The organism is Aliivibrio sp. 1S128, assembly GCF_001691065.1.
Lineage (GTDB): Bacteria > Pseudomonadota > Gammaproteobacteria > Enterobacterales > Vibrionaceae > Aliivibrio.
In genome coordinates this window covers 185,534-205,004 of the sequence record NZ_MAJV01000058.1, presented here as the reverse complement: position 1 = coordinate 205,004, position 19,471 = coordinate 185,534, and the positions used below count along the sequence as shown (strand labels likewise).

Sequence of the window (19,471 nt, the reverse complement as noted above, 5' to 3'; positions counted from 1 at the left end):
TATACCATCAAAGTGGCTAGCAATAAACTAGAATACGACGCTATATGCGATTAAGCAGCGGAATAATTGTTACCTTCTGACCAATATCTACCGACTCTACTTCAGGCTGCACTTCAATTAAGCAGTTTGCTTCGCTCATGGAACGTAAAATACCTGAGCCTTGCTTCCCTGTGGTTACCACTTCCATTTGACCATTTTGGTTAATCGAGTAAATGCCACGGCTGTATTCAGTTCGGCCAGTGCGAGAACGAATAAACTCTTTAGCAATTGCCGTAAAAGTCTCCGGTTTCCAGTCATCTTCACCTTGAAGTTTACGTAATGCAGGCTCAACAAACTGTAAGAACGCCACCATTACTGCTACAGGGTTACCCGGTAAACCAAAGAAAGGGGTATCACCAATATGACCAAACGCAAGAGGGCGACCCGGACGCATATTTATACGCCAGAAGTTAATGTTGCCTAGCTTATCTAAAATTGTTTTGATGTAATCGGCATCACCAACCGAGACTCCACCAGAAGATAAAATCATATCCGCTTGTTGCGAGGCTTGAGAAAGCGTTGATTCTAAAGCATTTTCACTGTCTTCAATGATGCCAAAATCAATCACTTCACAACCGATCTTCTGTAATAACGCCGTCAACGTGAAGCGGTTAGAATCATAAATTGAATTGGCTTTTTGTGCTTCACCCGGTGCTTGAACTTCATCACCAGTAGAAAAAATAGCGACTTTTGTTTTTGAAATAACAGGAATAGAAGCAATACCTAAAGAAGCAAGCATACCGACTTCAGGCGCTGTAATGCGTGAACCTTTAGCAACACAGATTTGATCGATAGCGAGATCTTCACCCGCAAGACGAACGTTTTGGCCTTTACGAATGCTAGATTTTCCTGCATCAAAGCGGACTTGATCGCCTTCTTGAATCGCTTGTTCTCGCATGATCACAGTATTGCCATTTTCAGGGACTGGTGCCCCCGTCATGATCTTGGCGGCTTGGCCGTGTTGAAGAGAGAGATCATAACTGTGACCAGCCATAATTTCGGCAACCACAGTGTAACTTTCACGCTCTACATCATCACCACAAATAACATAACCATCCATTGCCGAATTATTATGCTGAGGAACATTGATTGGCGATAAAATATCTTGGGCCGCTAATGCATTAATGGAGTCGATTAAAGAAACATTACTTTGTGAATTTAGCGGTTTTATTGCTTCTAAAATCTTAGCTCTGCCTTGACTAACAGATAAAAAAGCAGGTGATAATTCATCACAGTTAGCCGATAGGTCACTTTGTTGTTTATGTTGATGCTGTTTTACGTATTCCACAATGAATTGTGTAATGGTATCAGTATCGTTGATGTCCATTTGAGGCAATTCAGATGCTGCTTTTGAGTCTGCTGCAATCGCAATGATGTTATCATCTTCTGGGAAGATCCACGGCTTACCCACGTCATCACGGTGCAATTCAATCTTGGTGTATGGCAGTTGCTTAAAGCCTTCAATAAGAATCAAATCAAGTTCAGTTTGATCTAATTTATTGATTAATTGCTGACAGGTTGTTTCTTCATCAGGGGTTTCAGTAATTAAGGCATTACGAAAACGAGAGCTGATTAGCATTTGGCTCGCACCCGCTTTACGTAAGCGGTAGCTGTCTTTGCCTTCTTGGTCGATATCAAAGTTATGGTGAGCGTGTTTGATGACTGCGACTTTTAGTCCCATTTCATTCAGTTTTGGTAATAACTTTTCCAATAATGTCGTTTTACCTGTGCCGCTATAAGCAGCAAAACCCAATAAAGGGATAGACGCAGTCGTTAAACTCATAATAAAGATCCAAATTGTTCAAGTTCTTGTGGGCTATTCAAATTGATAAAAGCATTTGAGTAAGCAGAGAAATCAGCAAAAACGGTATTACACTCTTTGTATAATAGGATGATTTTTCTGTCACCGCGCGCTAAGAAGGCATCAATTTTAGGAATAATACGTTTGTGCATTAGCGTGACAACCGGTTGCATGTATTCGCCGTCGTGTGCGACAACGATATCTGTGTCTTCTTTTACTGCATCACATAATAAAGAGATAAGATTGCTTGGTAGGTTAGGCGAATCACAAGGAATGAAACCAACCCAATCTGAATCCATATTAACTAAGCCAGAATGCATGCCAGCCAATGGACCAGGATAATCAATAAATAGGTCAGAGAACGTAGTGGCATAATCTGAATATTGCTCAATGCTACGATTAGCATTAATGGCGATTTGATCAGTTTGAGGTGTTAAAATTCCTATGGCGTGTTCGATAAGTGGTTTGTTTTGAAATACAACAAAACCTTTATCTTGACCACCCATACGACGGGCTTGTCCACCCGCTAAAATTACCCAACTAGTTTGCTTTGGCTGGAGCATACTTATCCTTGCTAACAATCACTTTCAATGGGGTTGATTCTATCAGCTTTGCGTCAGAAATAGTCCATTGACGGTGACAAATTTCAGTTAAGGCGTTGGTTTGGTGGCTGGTCACGACAATGCTAGAGCCTCGTTCGAGAAGATCTTTTGCCATAATCACTAATAATTGAATCGATTCTTGATCGACACTGGCACTCGGTTCATCCATTAATAGAATGGAAGGGGTCAATATCCAAGCTCGAGCCATCGCAACGCGTTGTTTCTCACCACCAGAAAGAACAGAAATATGTTCATCCGCTAAGGTTTCTAACCCAACCATGCGTAATGCATTGATCACCATATTGCGTTTTTTAAGCTTATTCATGGTGGTGTATTTCATGCCATAAATAACATTGTCATACACTGTACCATCAAATAAAAATGGATTTTGGTGAAGATAAACGATTTGGTTATTGCCTGAACGCCCAAATAAACGAGCAGACCAATGAGGTTGGTTAAGGTTAAGTTTACCTGTTGTTGCTGTTTGCAAACCGGATAAAATTTTAAGTAATGTTGTTTTACCGACTCCATTAGTACCACGTAAATAAACGGAATCTTTTGGCCCAAGCGATAAATGAGGAATGTGAAAAAGCACACGGTCATTGAATCGCATCGATAAATTATCGGCAGTAATTCTTATTGTCATGCTATGCCTACTAAGTACGTAAGTACCCTTTACCACGAGTGAATGAAAGGAAGAAGTTTAAAACTAATGCCAAAATAAGCAATACCATGCCAAGGGCGACGCCTTGAGCAAAGGCACCTTTTTGGCTTTCCATTGCAATGGCGGTTGGAATGTTACGTGTTGCATTAAATATGTTGCCGCCTACCATCATAGAGCAGCCAACTTCGGTGATTATACGTGAAAATCCTGCGATGATAGCAGCAAGAATAGGAAAGCGAGTTTCCCAAATTAAACTGCCAAAAGCACGGGGAAGGGAAGCGCCTAAAGTAAACGCTGTTTCCCATACTCTTCTATCACTGTGTTGAAATGCACCATGCATCATCGCGACCATAATAGGGAAGCAAATCAGCATTTGACCAACAATCATTGCTTCTTGAGTGAACAGAAGTTGCCAATCGCCTAAAGGCCCTGCACGTGAAAGCATCATATATAATAAGAGCCCGATCACGACAGTTGGAACCGATTGTAATGTATTGATAAGAGAGAGCAGTAGCCACCGCCCAGGGAACGATCCATACGCAAGAGCAAACGCCAGTAATAACGCTGGCAGCATAACAACCGCCATTGCGAAAAGCGAAACCGAAAAAGAAACACCAACAATGCTCCATAATGCAGTATCACCGCTGAACAATAGTTGAATTGCTTCATGAGAAGTGGCTAATATAGTCATGGATTATTTAGCGTCCGCTGTGAACAGCTGTTTACCACTCAGTTGGAAACTATTAATCAATGCTTGACCTTTGTCGCTGACTAACCAATCACTAAATGCACGTGCACCTTTCGTGTTTAGGTTGTTGTAACGCTCAGGATTAATTAGGATCACTTGGTACGGATTAAACAGACGTTTATCGCCTTCAACCATAATGTCTAAATCCAATTTATTTTGGTAAGCTAACCAAGTGCCGCGGTCTGTCAATGTATAAGCTTGCAGTTCAGACGTCATGTTCAGTGTTGGTCCCATGCCTTGGCCAACGGCTTTGTAACCACCAAAGTTTGGTTCAATATTCGCTTGAGACCATAGGATCAATTCTTTCTTATTTGTGCCTGAATCATCACCACGAGAAACGAAGGTTGCATCAGCTTTTGCCATTTTTTTGAAGGCAGCCGTTACGTCTTTCATACCATAGATATGAGCGGGATCAGCTTTAGGACCAACAAGCACGAAATCATTGTACATTAGTGCTTTTGGTTCAATACCGTAGCCTTTTTCCACAAAATCTGCTTCTGCTTTAGGGGCGTGAGTCATCACTAAATCAACGTCGCCATTTTCACCCATTTTTAATGCTTTGCCTGTACCAGCAGCAAGTACTTGAACTTCATAACCCGAATCTTTTTTAAACACAGGTAAAATATAATCGAGTAGACCCGAGTGGTAGGTGCTTGTTGTTGTCGCTAAACGCACAACGCTTGCGTCGTCCGCATATACATTCGTTGCCGAAAAAGAACCCAGAGCCACAACAGCCATTGCTGAAAACGTACTGATTTTATTATTCATGTTATATCCATGTAATGAAGTTAAATATCACTGCAAGTGCAATGAGTGAATAGACTTATTGGCTATAAAGCAATCCTTATGCCAAGAATTCTGCTGATATTTTTATCTATAAGGTAATGATAAATAAGCCATTGAGCGGCATTTTGACATAAAAACCTTACAAAAAATGTGACTAGGACAAAATGTCTCATTAGAAAGGATACATTTTGTTGAATACAGGTTAGAATAATTAGGACATTTTGACCCACAAATATCCACTTGTTCTCTCTAATTAGGAAATACTATGGTCGCGAAATCAGATTGGCACGCATTTTCAGTTCTTGTTGTTGATGATGAAATAGGTATGCAAACTATCCTAAAGAAAGCATTAAGCAAACAATTTGGTCAAGTCCACACTGTTGGCACGATTGAAGATGCAGAAGTTATCCGTCAATCTCATCATCTCGATCTTATAATCTTAGATATTAACTTACCAGGCCAAACAGGATTAGAGTGGCAAGAAAGTATTGCCAGTGATTCTCGTAATTATGACGTTATATTTATGACGGGCTATGCCGAGTTAGATACCGCGATTCAAGCGCTGCGTTTAGGTGCGGCTGATTTCATTTTAAAGCCATTTAATCTTGAAAATATGCTACAAGCGATCAGACGTTGTATGGATCGCCGACTGGTTGAAAGGACTAATTTTGCGTTACAAAGAGAAATAGAAAAGAGTAATCCAATTGAAATTATTGGTAATGCAGATAAAACCTTACAGTTAAAACAAATGGTGGCTCAATTAGCGCCCTCTAATGCTGCCGTGTTAATTGAAGGGGAGTCAGGGACAGGCAAAGAGCTTGTTGCTCGTGGTTTACATCAGTTAAGTCATCGTAAAGGACCGTTTGTGCCTTTGAATTGCGGTGCTATTGCCCCAGATCTTTTAGAAAGTGAATTATTCGGTCACACATCTGGCGCATTTACTGGCGCGAAAAAAAGCAGAGAAGGGTTATTTAGAGTCGCTAATGGTGGGACATTATTCCTTGATGAAATTGGTGAAATGCCAATTGGAATGCAATCATCATTGCTTCGTGCTCTTGAACAAAAAGCGATTCGACCGGTGGGTTCTGAAAAAGAGATACCAGTTGATGTTCGTATTGTAGCGGCGACCAACCGAAATTTGCTTGAAGAAGTAGAAAAAGGGAATTTTAGAAAAGATCTCTTCTATCGCTTAAATGTCCTTACTGTCTCATTGCCAACCTTGCGTGAACGTAAAGCCGATTTGGCCTGTTTGACTGAGCATTTTTCACACATGATCGCGAAAGAAATGGGATTGAAACCAATTCATTGGGCGCATGAAGATATCGTGGCGATGGCACATTACGATTGGCCTGGTAATATTCGTGAACTTAAAAATATGATCGAGCGTTGTATTTTATTAGGAAAACCACCAGTTGAACATTGGTCAGGGTTACAAGGTAATACACCTCTGCATCAAGATTCTGTATTTGATGCTGCAATAGAGCAAAAAGAAACAGAGTGTAGCTGTATGCCTGAAATGGATGTTTACCCTGAGCAATGGACACTAAAAGAAGTAGAAAAAAAACACATTATTGCCGTTGTTGATTTACATGATGGCAATAAATCAGCAGCAGCAAGACAACTTGGTGTCGCCCGAAAAACATTAGAAAGAAAGTTTAAAGAGTGGAGTGAAGAGATCGCATGATGTTATCTCCTCTTTTATGGAAACGTAGAATTAAAACCATGGTGAGATACCGCTTGCTGTGGTTGAACTCTGTCCCTTTATTCTTAACCTTACTTGCTCTAGTGATTATTACTGCGTTTTGGTCTGTTCATTATACGTGGCAAAATGCGCTTAATGACGTAGGAAGTAAATTGTCTGTTGCAGATAACAGCATTAATTTTTTACAGCAAGAGCAAAGTGCTGAACTTCGTGGTTTTGTTGAGTCTTATCAATTTCAAACACGATTAAAAAACAACGATAAAAACCTTCAACGATGGTCGGTACAACAAGCAGATAAGTACAATTCTGATTTTATTGTCGTGCATCCCATTAGTTATATTAATCATTTACCGGACTCATCAATAAAAGCCTTATCATTAGGTATATCTCGTACGTTTTTTCAAGTAATGAATAAAGACGAATTGAGCAATATTAACCCTCAATTAAGTACTCAGGTTAGTATTGTAAATAAAGAAGATGGCAGCATAGAAAGTCGAAGCTTAATTATTAGAACGTTAATTCCTATTTTTGATGATCACGGGAATTTAGTTTGGATCGTTGATAGCGGGATCATTCTTAATAACAGTACATTTTTGGTCGACCGTATCCGAGATCTCATTTATCCAGAAGGCGATCTTGATTCTGATAGCTATGGAACGGTTACTCTATTTTTAGATGACTTACGTATTAGTACCAATGTGCCATTACATAATGATTTTGCGAATAAATCGCTAAACCAAGGTCGGGCGATAGGAACCAAAGTGTCGCTTGAAGTTAAAAAAAGAGTGATTGAAAACGGAGAACGTTGGGTAAACCGAGCTTATGTTTATAACGATTGGTATATCTCAGCTTATCAACCAATTAAAGACATGAACGATAACATTATTGGTATGCTGTATACCGGTTATTTAGAGTGGCCTTTATTAAAACAATATTTACAAAATTTGGTAGAAGCGGGCGTGACTATTCTAATTACGTTGTTGTTATCAACCATCTTTGTCCACCGTGGGGCAAGAGATCTCTTTCAACCGATTGAAAAAATACATTATGTAGTAAAATCAGTTCAAATGGGTAAAGAAGTTCGTATTGGTGATTTAGGGTTAGATAATGGACACGAACTGGCTAGCCTTGCACAGCAATTCGACAATATGTTGGATCAATTGCAACAACGAAATATGGAGATCCAGCATGCATCTAAAGAACTTGAATCAAAAGTAGAATCTCGTACTGCCAGCTTGCACGAAAAAACCATTGAGCTTGAGCAATATATTAAGTTATTAAAACAAGCGCAAGATAAGCTCATTATGAGTGAAAAATTAGCCTCTCTGGGTGAATTGACCGCAGGCATTGCTCATGAAATTAATAATCCTACCGCTGTGATTTTAGGAAATGCTGAATTAATTAAATATGAGTTAGGTGAGGGAGCGGATGTTATTTCAGAAGAGTTAGAAGCTATCATGGAGCAGATCGACCGTATCCGTAATATCACTCGTAGTTTGCTGCAGTACAGCCGCCAAGGTGGTATTCAAGATGAAGTAACATGGCAATATATCAATCCAATTATCGAAGAGAGTGTCACTCTTGTTCGTACTGGGTCTAATAAGCGTGATATTGAAGTGGAATTTGATTTCCAGCAAGCCCCTAGAGTTGAAGTGAATCGACATCATTTATTGCAAGTCCTCGTTAATTTACAAATGAATGGAATTCATGCAATGAACAGTAAAGGAAAACTGATCATTCGCAGCCGAACGTGGTCAGAAGAGGGGATTGAACTTGGGGCGATAATTGAAATCGAAGATTTTGGTACAGGAATGAATTTAGAACAATTAAACCGAATATTTGATCCATTCTATACCACTAAGCGGGATGGAACAGGACTTGGTTTGTCAGTGTCTCAAAGTTTATTAAGTCAAACTGGTGGAGAAATAAAAGCGCGATCTGAACTTGGCGTTGGCTCTACTTTTATTATCTATTTACCGACAAAATCAGAACATCATCAATATGATAATTTGGTTGGTTAGATATTGAAGTGTATGAATTTAAAAAAAGAGGGGGGCGGAAGTGTTACCCCCCTCACAAAAATGTGGAATAGCCTCATTTTTGTTTCTTTTTTCGCCACAATGTTATCAAAAAATGTTGAAATTTAGTCAGTGTTATTAGATAGTTAGCACGTCCGGTTATGACCCCGAACAGTACTAAATTAAGCCACATTCTGAGACGTGTGGCTTTCCTTCCTCTCTCTTTATGTTTTCTTTTATTTACACTTTCCTAAAAACAGTATCTACCTTTACTTGAACAACTTACTCAATAATTATGATGTTATCAGTTTGATCTGTATGTAATTGAGCTTTGTTTTGTTCGATAAGCTGAGCTGCGTAAGAAGGCGTTACTGCATGAAGCTGACCTTTTAAGCGTACGCTTGAAGCTTCCCAAGGATGATCCTTATAAACACCAGTTTGAATGTATTGAATGAGCACTTTCATTTACTTTCTCCTTAGTTACAAATGACTGAATGTCTTTCTAACCATAAGTCTTACTTTTATTATGTGCTACAGATAAAAATGTAATATTAGATTTATAAAATAGATTCGGTTTCGTTTGTGTAATTTAACGAGGGATAAAGTACCAGGTAGCTTATTTTTATAAAGATAAATGACCTGTGCATGAACGCAAAATGAATAATTTCCTCATGAATCATTAAGGTATGGTTAGGTATTCTTACTCCTAAGTTAAACCAGTTAGGTTTACATCGACTAGGGTAAAGAATATGAAACCATTAAGCATTGTCGTTATCACATTAAATGAAGAAAAAAGAATCGGCCGTTTATTAGAAGGGCTAAGTAAACAAACACATCAAGATTTTGAAGTTATTGTTATCGACTCAAATAGTGAGGATGCAACGTGTGAGGTTGCACAAGCATATCAAGCTTCTATTCCTGAATTAACGGTTCATAAAATGGAAAAACGCGGAGTGAGCCTAGGACGAAACACTGGCGCTTCTCTTGCTAAACATGAACGTTTACTTTTTTTGGATGCAGATGTGTGTTTGAAACCTGATTTTCTAGCTACGGCAATGACTCAATTGAGTGCTAAAAAACTAGAAGTCGCTGGTGTGTATATGGGGTCTAAAGGGTTGCCAATGGCTCATAGACTTGGCTATGGTATGTTTAATATTGGATTGTTCCTTACTCAATATACTTTCCCTACAGCTGTCGGTGCTTGTATTTTTTCAACGAAGCGTGCTCATGAAGAACTGCAAGGATTTGATGAACATATTACGCTTTGTGAAGATTGTGATTATGTAAAACGAGCTAGCCAAACGTGGCGTTTCCGTTTTCTACCAATAACATTTGAATTTGATCCACGTCGTTTAGATCAAGATGGATTATTTAAAATGGGCGCTACGTATTTAAAAGCGAATATACGTCGATTTTTCTTTGGTGAGATGCGAAATAACGAAATGGAATACAAGTTTGGGCATTATTCTGAACAATAATAATTAGAATAACGAGAATTGGCTATGTACGCTTCGATGACATTATTTATAGGCGCATTATTAGATGCGCTTATTGGACCTAATTTATTTGTACCGGGAGAGCCATTTTTAATTGCAGCTGGCTATCAACTTCATCAGGGCCTTTGGTATGGAGTCATTGCGGTATTATGTGGTGGTTTAATTGGAGACCAATTAAGTTACTTGATAGGGTATCATTATGGACGAAAAGCACAGAAGAAACTAATTCAATGGCAGCCTAAAATTCGTCGTCCCATTGCTCGTTGTCGATTGTTATTAAAAAGAAAAGGGAACTTCGTCCTTGTTTTTTCGCGCCTATTAGGACCTGTTGCTTGGATTGTCCCTTTTATCGCAGGGGTTAATCACATCGAATGGCGTCGTTTCTCTTTATTTGCAACGGTTGGATTACTTTTAGGTGTTGGCCAATTTGTACTTTGGGGATATTTGTTATCATATGGTTTAGAGGCTTTTCCTTGGTTTAATAACGTTAAGATTTTTGTAATAGAGCATAAGCAATTTATTATTACCTTATTCACAGTTATTATTATTTTAGCCATTGCATACAAATGCCAATGGAAAAATAGTCGTCAAAAATTAGTGATGATGATCCTTAGCGCTGTTATTTATCTTAATTACAGCCACTTCTTTTGGGTCGCTGATGATGTTACCGAAAACCCAATTGCGGCCCCTTTGTATTTCGATGAGCAGCAAGCATCATTTAAAGTATTTCCTGGTGTGTCATCTATTTTTGATGCTCAAGCCATTAATATCGCACTGATTGGTTATCATCCTAAAAGTGTAATGACTCAATTATGTTGGATAGAAAACAAAACATTTTCTCGAGATGATATTGAATTTTTAGATTACCTTGCGTTATTAAAGAATAAAACACCACCAGTCTCGGATTTGTTTTGGAATGGGCGAATACAGACATGGCATTTCAATTTTATTAATGGCAAAGAACTAGGGCTATTCATTTGCCCTAGTTCTTTATGAGAAGTAGAAAAACTAATTTTGTACTAGAGGGAAGGTCAGTGTTGCTTTTAAACCACCCATTGGGCTTTTATCTAATGCTAATGAACCTCGATAACTGTGTGCCATTTCATTAACTATGTGTAAGCCAAGCCCTGTTCCTGGTGTCGATTCATCTAAACGAAAACCCCGCTTTAAAACATGCTCGAATTTTTCTATTGGAATTCCGCAGCCATCATCTTCAATAATAATACTTATTTGGTTGTTAACCGGTATAGAGGCATGAACACGGATCATCGAATGTGCCCATTTGTAGCTATTTTCAAGTAAGTTACCTAACATTTCATCGAGATCGGTTTTATCGACCGTTATTTTTGAATCGGTATCAAGCTCATTAATTAATAAAATCTCACGCTCTGCATAGACTTTATCGAATGCCATTGATATTGCATCGATTCGTTCCGAAGGGGACGTAGCAACAGAAAGAATGTTCATTGCTCCAGCCATTCGAGCGCGACCAAGATGATAATCAATGTGTTCTTGCAATTGATCTATTGGAATTGAAAGGCGGGCTTTTTCTTCTTCTGTTAAATAAGACAACTCGTTCTTTAATACCGATAAAGGCGTTTTGAGGGAATGAGATAAATTGCCAGCATGATGACGGGCACGCTCTAGTAACTCTTGGTAATGAAATAATAGCGCGTTGAGATCAGAAACCAGCGGTGCGATTTCTTGAGGATAATGTTGGCTTAATGCCTGTTGCTCACCTTTACGCAACATGACTAACTCAGATTGCATTTTAGCTAAAGGACGAAGTGACCAACTGACTTGAATACCGATAAGAAATAATACCCCGCTGAACAATAAGCCAAGAATGACCCAGAGTTGGCCCGTAAGTTGATGTAAGGTTTTTTCTAGTGGGTCTTCATCAAGACCAATAGTGATGGTTATTGGCTGTTTAATTTCAGGAAGGTAAATATTTTTTTGTACATAAATAAGTTCCTCGTTATTAGCGCCTTTAACTTTTGTGTTAATTGATAAGCTATCTTCTTCGAATGTGAGCTTTTTATCCCATAATGAACGCGAACGGAGCTCATTTCCTTTGGTTTTTATTGTCCAGTAAATACCGCTATAAGGTTGATTAAAGCGAGGATCAGATAAGCGTGAAGGCATAATAAGTTTCCCTTCACTGTCTACTTCTATGTTAGCGGTGATTTCATCCATAGAGAGAGATAACTGATCTTTTGTATCTTGAACTAGATAATCACTTACCAATTTTGGGATCCCAACCCCAGCAGCTAAGATCATGGCAGATAGCCAAAAAGCCGCAGCAAGAAGCAAGCGGCTTTTTAGGCTTAGTTTTTTAAATGTATCTTTAAGGTGTCTTGGTGCTTTTTTCACTGCGAACCTTTAGTATTTTAAGGATTTAATTGGTAACCAAGCCCACGGACTGTTTTGATAATATTAGGCGCAATTTTTTTACGAATACGTCCAATAAATACTTCGACAGTGTTTGAGTCACGATCAAAGTCTTGTTTATAAATATGCTCAACTAAGGTAGTTCTTGAAATTACTTTTTCTGGATTGTGCATAAAGTAGGCTATAACTTTATATTCTAGCGCGGTAAGACTAACTGCTTGCTCTTGCCATAACACTTTTGAGCTTCTGGTATCTAAACTTAAGTCACCAATTTTGAGAATAGGAGATGCGTTTCCTGATGCTCGACGTAACTGAGCACGAATACGGGCAATTAACTCGACCATTTCAAATGGTTTAGTTAAATAATCATCGGCTCCGGCATTTAAGCCTTCGACGCGTTGAGATAGTGTGTCACGCGCACTTAAAATAATAACAGGCGTATTAATGTTTTCGTCACGGATGCTTTTTAAAACCGTTAAGCCATTTAATTTTGGTAAACCAAGATCAAGAACAATTGCATCCCATTCCTCTGTCGTTGCTCGATATAAGGCATCGATACCGTCTTGGGATAATTCAGGAACCCAATCAGCACCTTCTAAGGTTTCAATGATTTGTTCACCTAAACGCGGCTCATCTTCTACGACTAAAATTTTCATTAATATTCTCTTAGTAATTATCTTTTTTGTTGTTATTTAAGAGCTGCGCGAATATCGCGGCCTTTGATCTCTGTGATTGCTAAGGTTGCTGCATCATATTCAACTTTGATTATATTGCTCTCATGAACCAGTTTTAATTCGTAGGTCCACTCATTATCGTCTTCATCGAGCTCTACTTTGATAATTCGGCCATGAAAGTCTTTTTCAACCATAGCGTAAAGATCAGAAAATGGCTTTACTAAACCGGCTTGAACTGCGTCATAAACTTCATCTTGATCTTCATCTATATCTATTTTAGCGCCATTGTGCTGAACATCTTGAATGAGCTGATGCCCATCAGGGTGATCATTAGCAAAAGCACTTTGCGATAATGGAATAAAAGTGAATAGGGCAGCAAGGTATATAGCTGGTTTTTTTAGCATAATGCTTCCTAATTAAGTCAATTATAGGAGAAGTATAAAACAGCCAAGATGAATAGAACATGAATTTTCATTTTACATGACCTACAAATAATGAGTTATTTTGATAAAAGTGTAAATTTATTTGAGTTATTGTGCTATTTAATGACTATTTTTATAAGTGTCTGATTTTACGGCTTAATTGTTAAATAATGTGATTAGAATCATAATTATTTGACTGTTTTTTTGCCTTTTTTAAAAATATTTCACTGGTTTTACGTTTTTCAAGCTGCTAGAGTCCCATCCCTCACGCATCAAGTGGGATACCCATGTTTAAAAATAGCAATGAAAATAGCGATAAACTAGTTCCAACACTTACTATAGGATTTATCCTTTTATTTCTTCTCTTTGCTCTTGTTGATCTCTCAACATTTACTGCAACGATTCAAACCATGTTTATGTCGGCATCGACAATGTTTGGTTTGTGGTGGCAGTGGTTAATGATCATCACGTTTGTTTTAGCTCTTATCATTGCGATGAGCAGTTACGGCAAAATCAAAATGGGTGGTGAAGAAAAACCAACGTTTGGTACGTTCAAATGGGTCGCAATGATCATGTGTACCTTACTTGCAGGCGGAGGCGTTTTCTGGTCAGCCGCTGAACCAATCTTTCACTTCATTACACCTTCTCCAACTTTTTCTGATGTTAAAACAGGCACTCTTGCAGCAGTAACACCTGCATTAAGCCAAAGCTTTTTACATTGGGGTTTCCTTGCATGGGCAGTATTGGGCACATTAAGTACGATTGTACTAATGTACGCACATTATAATTGCGGTGTTAAATTACGACCTCGTGCGCTGCTATACCCAATCTTAGGGAACAAACTTGAAAACCATTGGTTAGGCTCATTGATTGATGCTTGTTCAATCATTGCGGTTGCTGCAGGTACGATTGGCCCAATTGGTTTCTTAGCTACGCAACTTAGTTATAGTTTAACTGTGCTAACAGGCCTTGAAAGCTCGCTGATTAGTCAAATCGGCCTTTTATCTATGATTGTGGCAATTTATTCAGTTTCAGCCTTCTCAGGGATGGACAAGGGCTTACAGTGGTTAAGCCGAATGAATGTTATTGGCGCTGTTACTCTATTAATTGCAATTTTGGTGCTAGGTCCAACAAGCTTTATCTTTACTGAGTTTGGTCTTGCATTTGGTAACTATATTCAACACCTTCCGGAAATGAGCTTAAGCACAGCAGATCCTGCATGGAACTCGTGGTGGACATGGTTCTTCTGGGGTTGGTTTATTGGTTTCGCTCCAATGATGGCTATCTTTATTGCGCGTATTTCAAAAGGTCGCAGTATTCGTGAACTTGTGATTACAGTCGCAATTATTGCTCCTATCGCAACAAACTTCTGGTTCTCTGCATTGGGTGGTACAGGTATTTTCCTTGAGTTACAAACTCCGGGCAGTATTTCTGGACCATTACAAGAAGCGGGCTTACCTGCGGTATTACTGGCGTCATTAGAACAACTGCCATTAAGTTGGTTGCTGATTCCAGCATTCTTAGTGCTGACGACGACATTTGTTGCTACAACGGGTGATTCAATGGCGTATTCAATTGCAATGGCAGTTGAGGGTACAGATACACCATCACGTTACCAACGTCTGTTTTGGGCAATAATGATGGGTGTGGTTGCTGGCGTACTATTGATTGCAGGGGATGGTGGATTAAACGCTCTACAATCTTTCATTGTGATCACGGCGGTTCCAGTTTCAATCTTACTTGGCTTTACGTTTATTTCAGCACCTATTGCTGTATTACGAATGAAAAAAGTTGAGCAAGAAAATAACCAATCTGAATCGGTTAGCCAAAAAACAGCGACTGCATAACAGATAAAGAACAGTACTGAATCAAAGGCTTATCGCAGGATCTGTGGTAAGCCTTTTTTAATATCTGCTATTTGAGTGAAAAACGAATAGTAGAACGATAAATGAACTATGATTTTAGTGTTGATACAATAAGACATTCGTCCAGAGCACACCGCGCAAGATGTTGCTAATGATATGATGGGGTAAGAATGAAAAATAAAGCCGCTATTTTACAACAATTATTTCTTAGAGAGACACTGGGAAGCCCAATAGCAGAGCGAGGAAGTCAATCACTAACGGAAATGCAATTAGAGCAATATGATCAGTGGTTGTCTGAGAAACGTGATTTTTCAGTTGAAGAGGTATGTGCATCCCATTGGATTAAGTCATGTACAGCGGGTTACATTACCGAGGTTATTTTCAAGGCGAGTGGCAGCTTAATTGAATTTACGTTGTTTGATAGATTAAAAACGGTCGGGCAGTGGGAGTTAGATGATGGTTTATTGTATGTATCAATATTTAAAGGTGAAAACCAATACGATTTTGCGATTGTGGCAAACTCTAGCGTTAACATTCACTCTGCGATTGAATACAAAAATGATGAACTTCATTCCTATCTTAAATTAGCTCAGACTAGAATGTGAATGGGAAATAGGCCGCTACTAATAGCGACCTATGATTCTTTCTTAAGTGTTTTTAAACTCTTTTCCAAACTCCCCATTCGCCAGAGGTCTCAGGGTTATTACCTTGAGTCCACCACTGAGCTTGATAAGTTACGCCGTTAACGGTCACTTGGTCACCGGTATTATAAGTTGCGGTTGTATCCCACGTTGAATTAGGGTCAACAGGTACTGTTGGCGGTGTTGGCTCTACAGGTGGTGTTGGTTCTACAGGTGTTGGCGGTGTCGGTTCAACAGGTGGTATTGTTGGTGTTCCGCTGATCGCTTCCCAAACACCAGTTGTGCTTGTTACTGGGTTATCACCTTGGTTCCACCATTTAGCTTGGTAAGTTACTCCACTTACAACAACTTGATCGCCAGTATTGTATACTTTATCAATATCCCAAGAATTTGTTGGATCAGTCGGGTCGGTTGGCTCTGATGGATCGGTAGGTAGCGTTTCAACAACACGAGTCACAGGCCAGTTAGCGTGGGATTCATAGAAGTTAGTCACACATTTTTCATAGTCGCCAGGGACAAGCGCTGAATACGCGGTTTGGAAACCGACCAACTCACACTCAAATGAAGCGCCTTCTGGACGATCAGAATAGTATTTCCAGTTACCATCCCAGTTAGTGTATAAAACATCAGTAGCGCCATTTAAGTTCAAGCTACCATAAGGTGTTTGCTGCCAACAAGTATTTGTTTCATCCGCTTCAACAGGGATTTGGTAATGTGAAGATAATCCTTCCCAATAACGAATACGGTTAACAGGTTGGCCCTTGTCTTTGTTTTGCTCACCGCATTCGATTCCACCATTAATGACATTAATCGTAGTACCAAATCCATAACCGATCCCCGCATCCGTTTCTCGTTGTGAAGGGGTCCAAGTGCGATCGATAACATGAAGCATGGCAGGTTTAGGTGCTTGCGGTGTTAAGAAAAACCAAATTGCAGAAGCAAGATTTAACCAAGAATCGGCAACAAGTGCAGGGTTATTAAGCAATACGGTTGCATCGCCATCGTACATTACTTCAGAGAAAGCACCGTAGTTAAAGTGGTAAGACAGTTGTTTTGCACCACGCCCGAAGTAACCTTGGCCCGCAGCACATGGCCAACGTTTATTTTGCCAATCATTTTGACCACACCCTGTTGTGTAGCCTTCTTGGCCTTCAGACCAACCCATTTCACGAACATGGACTAATGCTTGTTGCCATTCTTCAAGCCCCAGTGGATTATCCCATGTATTATCTATTGCGATATGGCCGCCAGTTTCCTGAGAAAAGTGTGCAAATGCGGTAACGATTGATTTCTTACAGATAGCATCAGAATCACGGCCATCAGTATAGTCACCACAGAAAGCAGGGAACTTACCAATTGCCTGTAAAAAACGAGTATAAGAATATTCAGGGGCTGCCATCTGAGTTAAAAAGAACCATTCAGATGCAGGAAAAACACGTTCAACACGTTTTACGTTGGCAGGGTTTGTTGCTAAGCCTGTATCGATAGCGTCAACAACAGAGTTAGGTTGAGTTGCTAAAGCTTTTGCCCAAACATCATACATAGGATCTGCTGTCTTTGCGGCTTCAGCAGCATCAATTTCAGCTTGAGTAACAATATAGCCTGTCGGGTTTTCAGGATCCGGTTGGGGATTCATGGTAAAACTATTAGCTGCAAAACTGCATGCAAGCAATGTTGGCAGAACGGCCAGTTTAAACATGGGTAACGCTCCTTGTAGTTAATTACAAAATAAAAATAAGTTGGAATAACTATAGAAGTTTTTATACAGTTTAGTTATCTAGATGTGTGAACCTGTTTTAACTATGCGAGTCGCATCAAAGAGTATAAATTATAAGAAAAATTACAGTCACAGTGTGATTTTTTGTCAGGTAAATAAGAGGCATTAATGGTAAGTATTGTTCAAGCGACTAAAGCAGATCTAAAGTGTATTTACAATGTAGAAACGGAAGCTTTCGGTTCTCATGGTTATCCAGCTTTCTTTATACGACAAGCATTTGATTGTTGGGCTAATGGATTATTAGTTGCCAAAAATGAAGACCAAATATTTGGTTACGTACTTCAAGTGCCATCAAGCAATCATCAAGGTGATGCATGGGTATTATCCTTAGCTGTTTCTAAACAAGCGCAGGGAAAAGGGTTAGGTAAGAAATTACTAGAGACAGCAATAAAGAATGCAAAAGGATATAAACGATTATTATTAACGGTTTGTCCTAAAAATACAGGAGCGTATGCTTTGTACCAATCATATGGCTTTTACTTAGTTGAAGAAGAACAAGACTATTTTGATATTGGTGAGCACCGTCTCGTTCTGGCGCTAGATATTGCAGAGTAACTTGTTATTGTACTTGTAGTAAGAAGACAAAACGATTTGAATTCGAGGTGAAGAGAGCATGGAAATCGATTATAAAGTTAATGAACCTATTACTGCTGAGCAGTTTATTACCTTATTAAAGAAAACATCTTTAGGGGAGCGTCGCCCAATCGACGATGTTGAAAGAATACAGGCGATATTAGATAACTCAAATCTAATAGTCACTGCGTGGGGAGATGGAGAGTTAATCGGTGTCGCTCGTTCGGTGACTGATTTTAATTTCTGTTGTTATCTATCTGATTTAGCTGTTGATAAAAGTGTTCAATCAATGGGGGTCGGTAAATACCTTATTTTGGTTACTAAAGAAGAGGTGACACCTGATTGTAAATTGATTTTGTTAGCGGCTCCACAAGCAGAAGGCTATTACCCTAAGATCGGTTTTGAAGCGCACAACAGCGCCTGGGTTTTGTCGGATGAAAGCCAATTGAAACTCTTTTAAGGATAAATAATGACATCAATTAGTGTATTAGGTTGTGGTTGGTTAGGCTTTCCGTTAGCAAAGCACCTGGTAAGTAATGGCTTTACCGTTAAAGGCTCTGTTCGTAGCAAAGAAAAAACAGGGCTATTGGAAAATGCTACGGTGACTTCGTTTTTGTTGGATATCGACGGTGAAGTAACCGGGCAATCATGGAAACAATTTTTAGATTCAGATATATTAATTATTGCTATCCCTTCTAAGAACCAAGCAGGCTTTGCTTCTCTGATCTCTACTTTAGAATTGTCATCTATTAAACATGTTATTTTTGTTAGCTCAACTTCTGTATATACAGATAACAATGCCGTGGTTACTGAAGAGGTAGCTGCATCTGAGTCTTCTGCATTATTTCAAATTGAATCTCTATTTTTTCAATCGTCTGCATTCACAACAACAGTGATCCGTTTTAGTGGTTTAGTTGGTTATCAACGAAATCCTGGGCGATTTTTTCAGAAAAGTGGCCGTTCGGTCAGCAATCCGGATGCGCCTGTAAATATGATCCATCAGGATGATTGTGTTGAATTAATTACGCAGATTATAAAACAAGAAAAGTGGGATGAAGTATTTAATGCGTGTGCTGATAACCATCCAAGTAAACGTGAATTTTATACTCAAGCGACCCAACAAATTGGGGTCAACACTCCTGAATTTATCGAATCAGAAACCCAAACCTTTAAAATTATTAGTAATGAAAAAATTAAAAGGGCATTGGGTTATGCGTTCATTTACCCTGATGTAATGCAAATTTCTTATGACATCTAAACGCCATTAATTAA

The 19,471-nt window shown here is 39.1% G+C and carries 19 protein-coding genes; 9 read left to right on the top strand and 10 right to left on the bottom strand.

Annotated elements, in window-relative coordinates:
• Positions 1-40: 40 nt before the first annotated feature.
• The 5 genes from A6E03_RS08695 to A6E03_RS08675 are packed head-to-tail and all read right to left on the bottom strand — an operon-like array spanning position 41 to position 4,622.
• Positions 41-1,822 carry a bifunctional molybdopterin-guanine dinucleotide biosynthesis adaptor protein MobB/molybdopterin molybdotransferase MoeA gene (locus tag A6E03_RS08695; protein WP_065600644.1) on the bottom strand — a complete coding sequence of 594 codons (1,782 nt, stop codon included), beginning with the start codon at positions 1,820-1,822 and terminating at the stop codon, positions 41-43.
• Positions 1,819-2,403 (bottom strand): molybdenum cofactor guanylyltransferase MobA, encoded by a 585-nt coding sequence (gene mobA / locus A6E03_RS08690; protein WP_065591226.1) that lies wholly within the window; start codon positions 2,401-2,403, stop codon positions 1,819-1,821. The genes A6E03_RS08695 and mobA overlap by 4 nt, the downstream gene beginning before the upstream one ends.
• Positions 2,381-3,088 carry an energy-coupling factor ABC transporter ATP-binding protein gene (locus tag A6E03_RS08685; protein ID WP_065600643.1) on the bottom strand — a complete coding sequence of 236 codons (708 nt, stop codon included), beginning with the start codon at positions 3,086-3,088 and terminating at the stop codon, positions 2,381-2,383. Before A6E03_RS08685 ends, mobA begins: the two co-directional genes overlap by 23 nt.
• 10 nt (positions 3,089-3,098) lie before the next feature.
• Positions 3,099-3,797: an ABC transporter permease gene (locus tag A6E03_RS08680; RefSeq protein ID WP_065600642.1), complete on the bottom strand. Its 699-nt coding sequence runs from the start codon at positions 3,795-3,797 to the stop codon at positions 3,099-3,101.
• A gap of 3 nt (positions 3,798-3,800) precedes the next feature.
• Positions 3,801-4,622: a substrate-binding domain-containing protein gene (locus A6E03_RS08675; protein ID WP_065591223.1), complete on the bottom strand. Its 822-nt coding sequence runs from the start codon at positions 4,620-4,622 to the stop codon at positions 3,801-3,803.
• A 283-nt stretch (positions 4,623-4,905) separates the two neighbouring features.
• On the opposite strand from A6E03_RS08675, the gene A6E03_RS08670 reads away from it, so the two are divergent.
• Both A6E03_RS08670 and A6E03_RS08665 read left to right on the top strand, forming a co-directional pair.
• On the top strand, positions 4,906-6,324 hold the full coding sequence (locus tag A6E03_RS08670) for a sigma-54 dependent transcriptional regulator (protein ID WP_065591222.1): 1,419 nt from the start codon (positions 4,906-4,908) through the stop codon (positions 6,322-6,324).
• A complete protein-coding gene (locus A6E03_RS08665) occupies positions 6,321-8,363 on the top strand; it encodes a HAMP domain-containing sensor histidine kinase (protein WP_065591221.1) in 2,043 nt (680 codons plus the stop codon). The genes A6E03_RS08670 and A6E03_RS08665 overlap by 4 nt, the downstream gene beginning before the upstream one ends.
• A 279-nt stretch (positions 8,364-8,642) precedes the next feature.
• On the opposite strand, the gene A6E03_RS08660 is transcribed toward A6E03_RS08665, so the two are convergent.
• Positions 8,643-8,825 (bottom strand): hypothetical protein, encoded by a 183-nt coding sequence (locus tag A6E03_RS08660; RefSeq protein WP_065591220.1) that lies wholly within the window; start codon positions 8,823-8,825, stop codon positions 8,643-8,645.
• A gap of 284 nt (positions 8,826-9,109) precedes the next feature.
• On the opposite strand from A6E03_RS08660, the gene A6E03_RS08655 reads away from it, so the two are divergent.
• Both A6E03_RS08655 and A6E03_RS08650 read left to right on the top strand, forming a co-directional pair.
• Complete coding sequence (locus A6E03_RS08655) at positions 9,110-9,838, top strand: glycosyltransferase (protein WP_065600641.1); 729 nt, start codon at positions 9,110-9,112, stop codon at positions 9,836-9,838.
• A 36-nt stretch (positions 9,839-9,874) separates the two neighbouring features.
• Positions 9,875-10,852, top strand: a complete 978-nt coding sequence (locus A6E03_RS08650) for a VTT domain-containing protein (protein ID WP_255310613.1) — start codon at positions 9,875-9,877, stop codon at positions 10,850-10,852.
• Between the two features lie 12 nt (positions 10,853-10,864).
• Here A6E03_RS08650 and A6E03_RS08645 read toward each other — a convergent pair whose 3' ends face one another.
• Genes A6E03_RS08645 through A6E03_RS08635 form a run of 3 tightly spaced genes read right to left on the bottom strand, consistent with a single transcriptional unit; the run spans position 10,865 to position 13,325 of the window.
• Positions 10,865-12,229: an ATP-binding protein gene (locus tag A6E03_RS08645; protein WP_065591217.1), complete on the bottom strand. Its 1,365-nt coding sequence runs from the start codon at positions 12,227-12,229 to the stop codon at positions 10,865-10,867.
• Between the two features lie 17 nt (positions 12,230-12,246).
• The gene (locus A6E03_RS08640; RefSeq protein WP_065591216.1) at positions 12,247-12,903 is read right to left on the bottom strand and encodes a response regulator transcription factor; all 657 of its coding nucleotides are present in this window, start codon (positions 12,901-12,903) and stop codon (positions 12,247-12,249) included.
• A gap of 32 nt (positions 12,904-12,935) precedes the next feature.
• Positions 12,936-13,325: a PepSY domain-containing protein gene (locus tag A6E03_RS08635; protein ID WP_065591215.1), complete on the bottom strand. Its 390-nt coding sequence runs from the start codon at positions 13,323-13,325 to the stop codon at positions 12,936-12,938.
• A gap of 305 nt (positions 13,326-13,630) precedes the next feature.
• Between A6E03_RS08635 and A6E03_RS08630 the strand changes: the two genes are divergently transcribed.
• Positions 13,631-15,190, top strand: a complete 1,560-nt coding sequence (locus tag A6E03_RS08630; protein WP_065600639.1) for a BCCT family transporter — start codon at positions 13,631-13,633, stop codon at positions 15,188-15,190.
• A gap of 188 nt (positions 15,191-15,378) precedes the next feature.
• Entirely contained in the window at positions 15,379-15,813 is a 435-nt protein-coding gene (locus A6E03_RS08625; protein ID WP_065591213.1) for a hypothetical protein, read from the top strand.
• A 52-nt stretch (positions 15,814-15,865) separates the two neighbouring features.
• Here the strand turns inward: A6E03_RS08625 and A6E03_RS08620 are convergent, their stop codons facing one another.
• Positions 15,866-17,548 carry a chitinase gene (locus tag A6E03_RS08620; RefSeq protein WP_065591212.1) on the bottom strand — a complete coding sequence of 561 codons (1,683 nt, stop codon included), beginning with the start codon at positions 17,546-17,548 and terminating at the stop codon, positions 15,866-15,868.
• Between the two features lie 186 nt (positions 17,549-17,734).
• On the opposite strand from A6E03_RS08620, the gene A6E03_RS08615 reads away from it, so the two are divergent.
• Genes A6E03_RS08615 through A6E03_RS08605 form a run of 3 tightly spaced genes read left to right on the top strand, consistent with a single transcriptional unit; the run spans position 17,735 to position 19,457 of the window.
• A complete protein-coding gene (locus A6E03_RS08615; RefSeq protein WP_065591211.1) occupies positions 17,735-18,181 on the top strand; it encodes a GNAT family N-acetyltransferase in 447 nt (148 codons plus the stop codon).
• Between the two features lie 58 nt (positions 18,182-18,239).
• The gene (locus tag A6E03_RS08610; protein ID WP_065591210.1) at positions 18,240-18,659 is read left to right on the top strand and encodes a GNAT family N-acetyltransferase; all 420 of its coding nucleotides are present in this window, start codon (positions 18,240-18,242) and stop codon (positions 18,657-18,659) included.
• Between the two features lie 9 nt (positions 18,660-18,668).
• On the top strand, positions 18,669-19,457 hold the full coding sequence (locus A6E03_RS08605; RefSeq protein WP_065600638.1) for an SDR family oxidoreductase: 789 nt from the start codon (positions 18,669-18,671) through the stop codon (positions 19,455-19,457).
• The last annotated feature ends 14 nt before the right edge of the window (positions 19,458-19,471 follow it).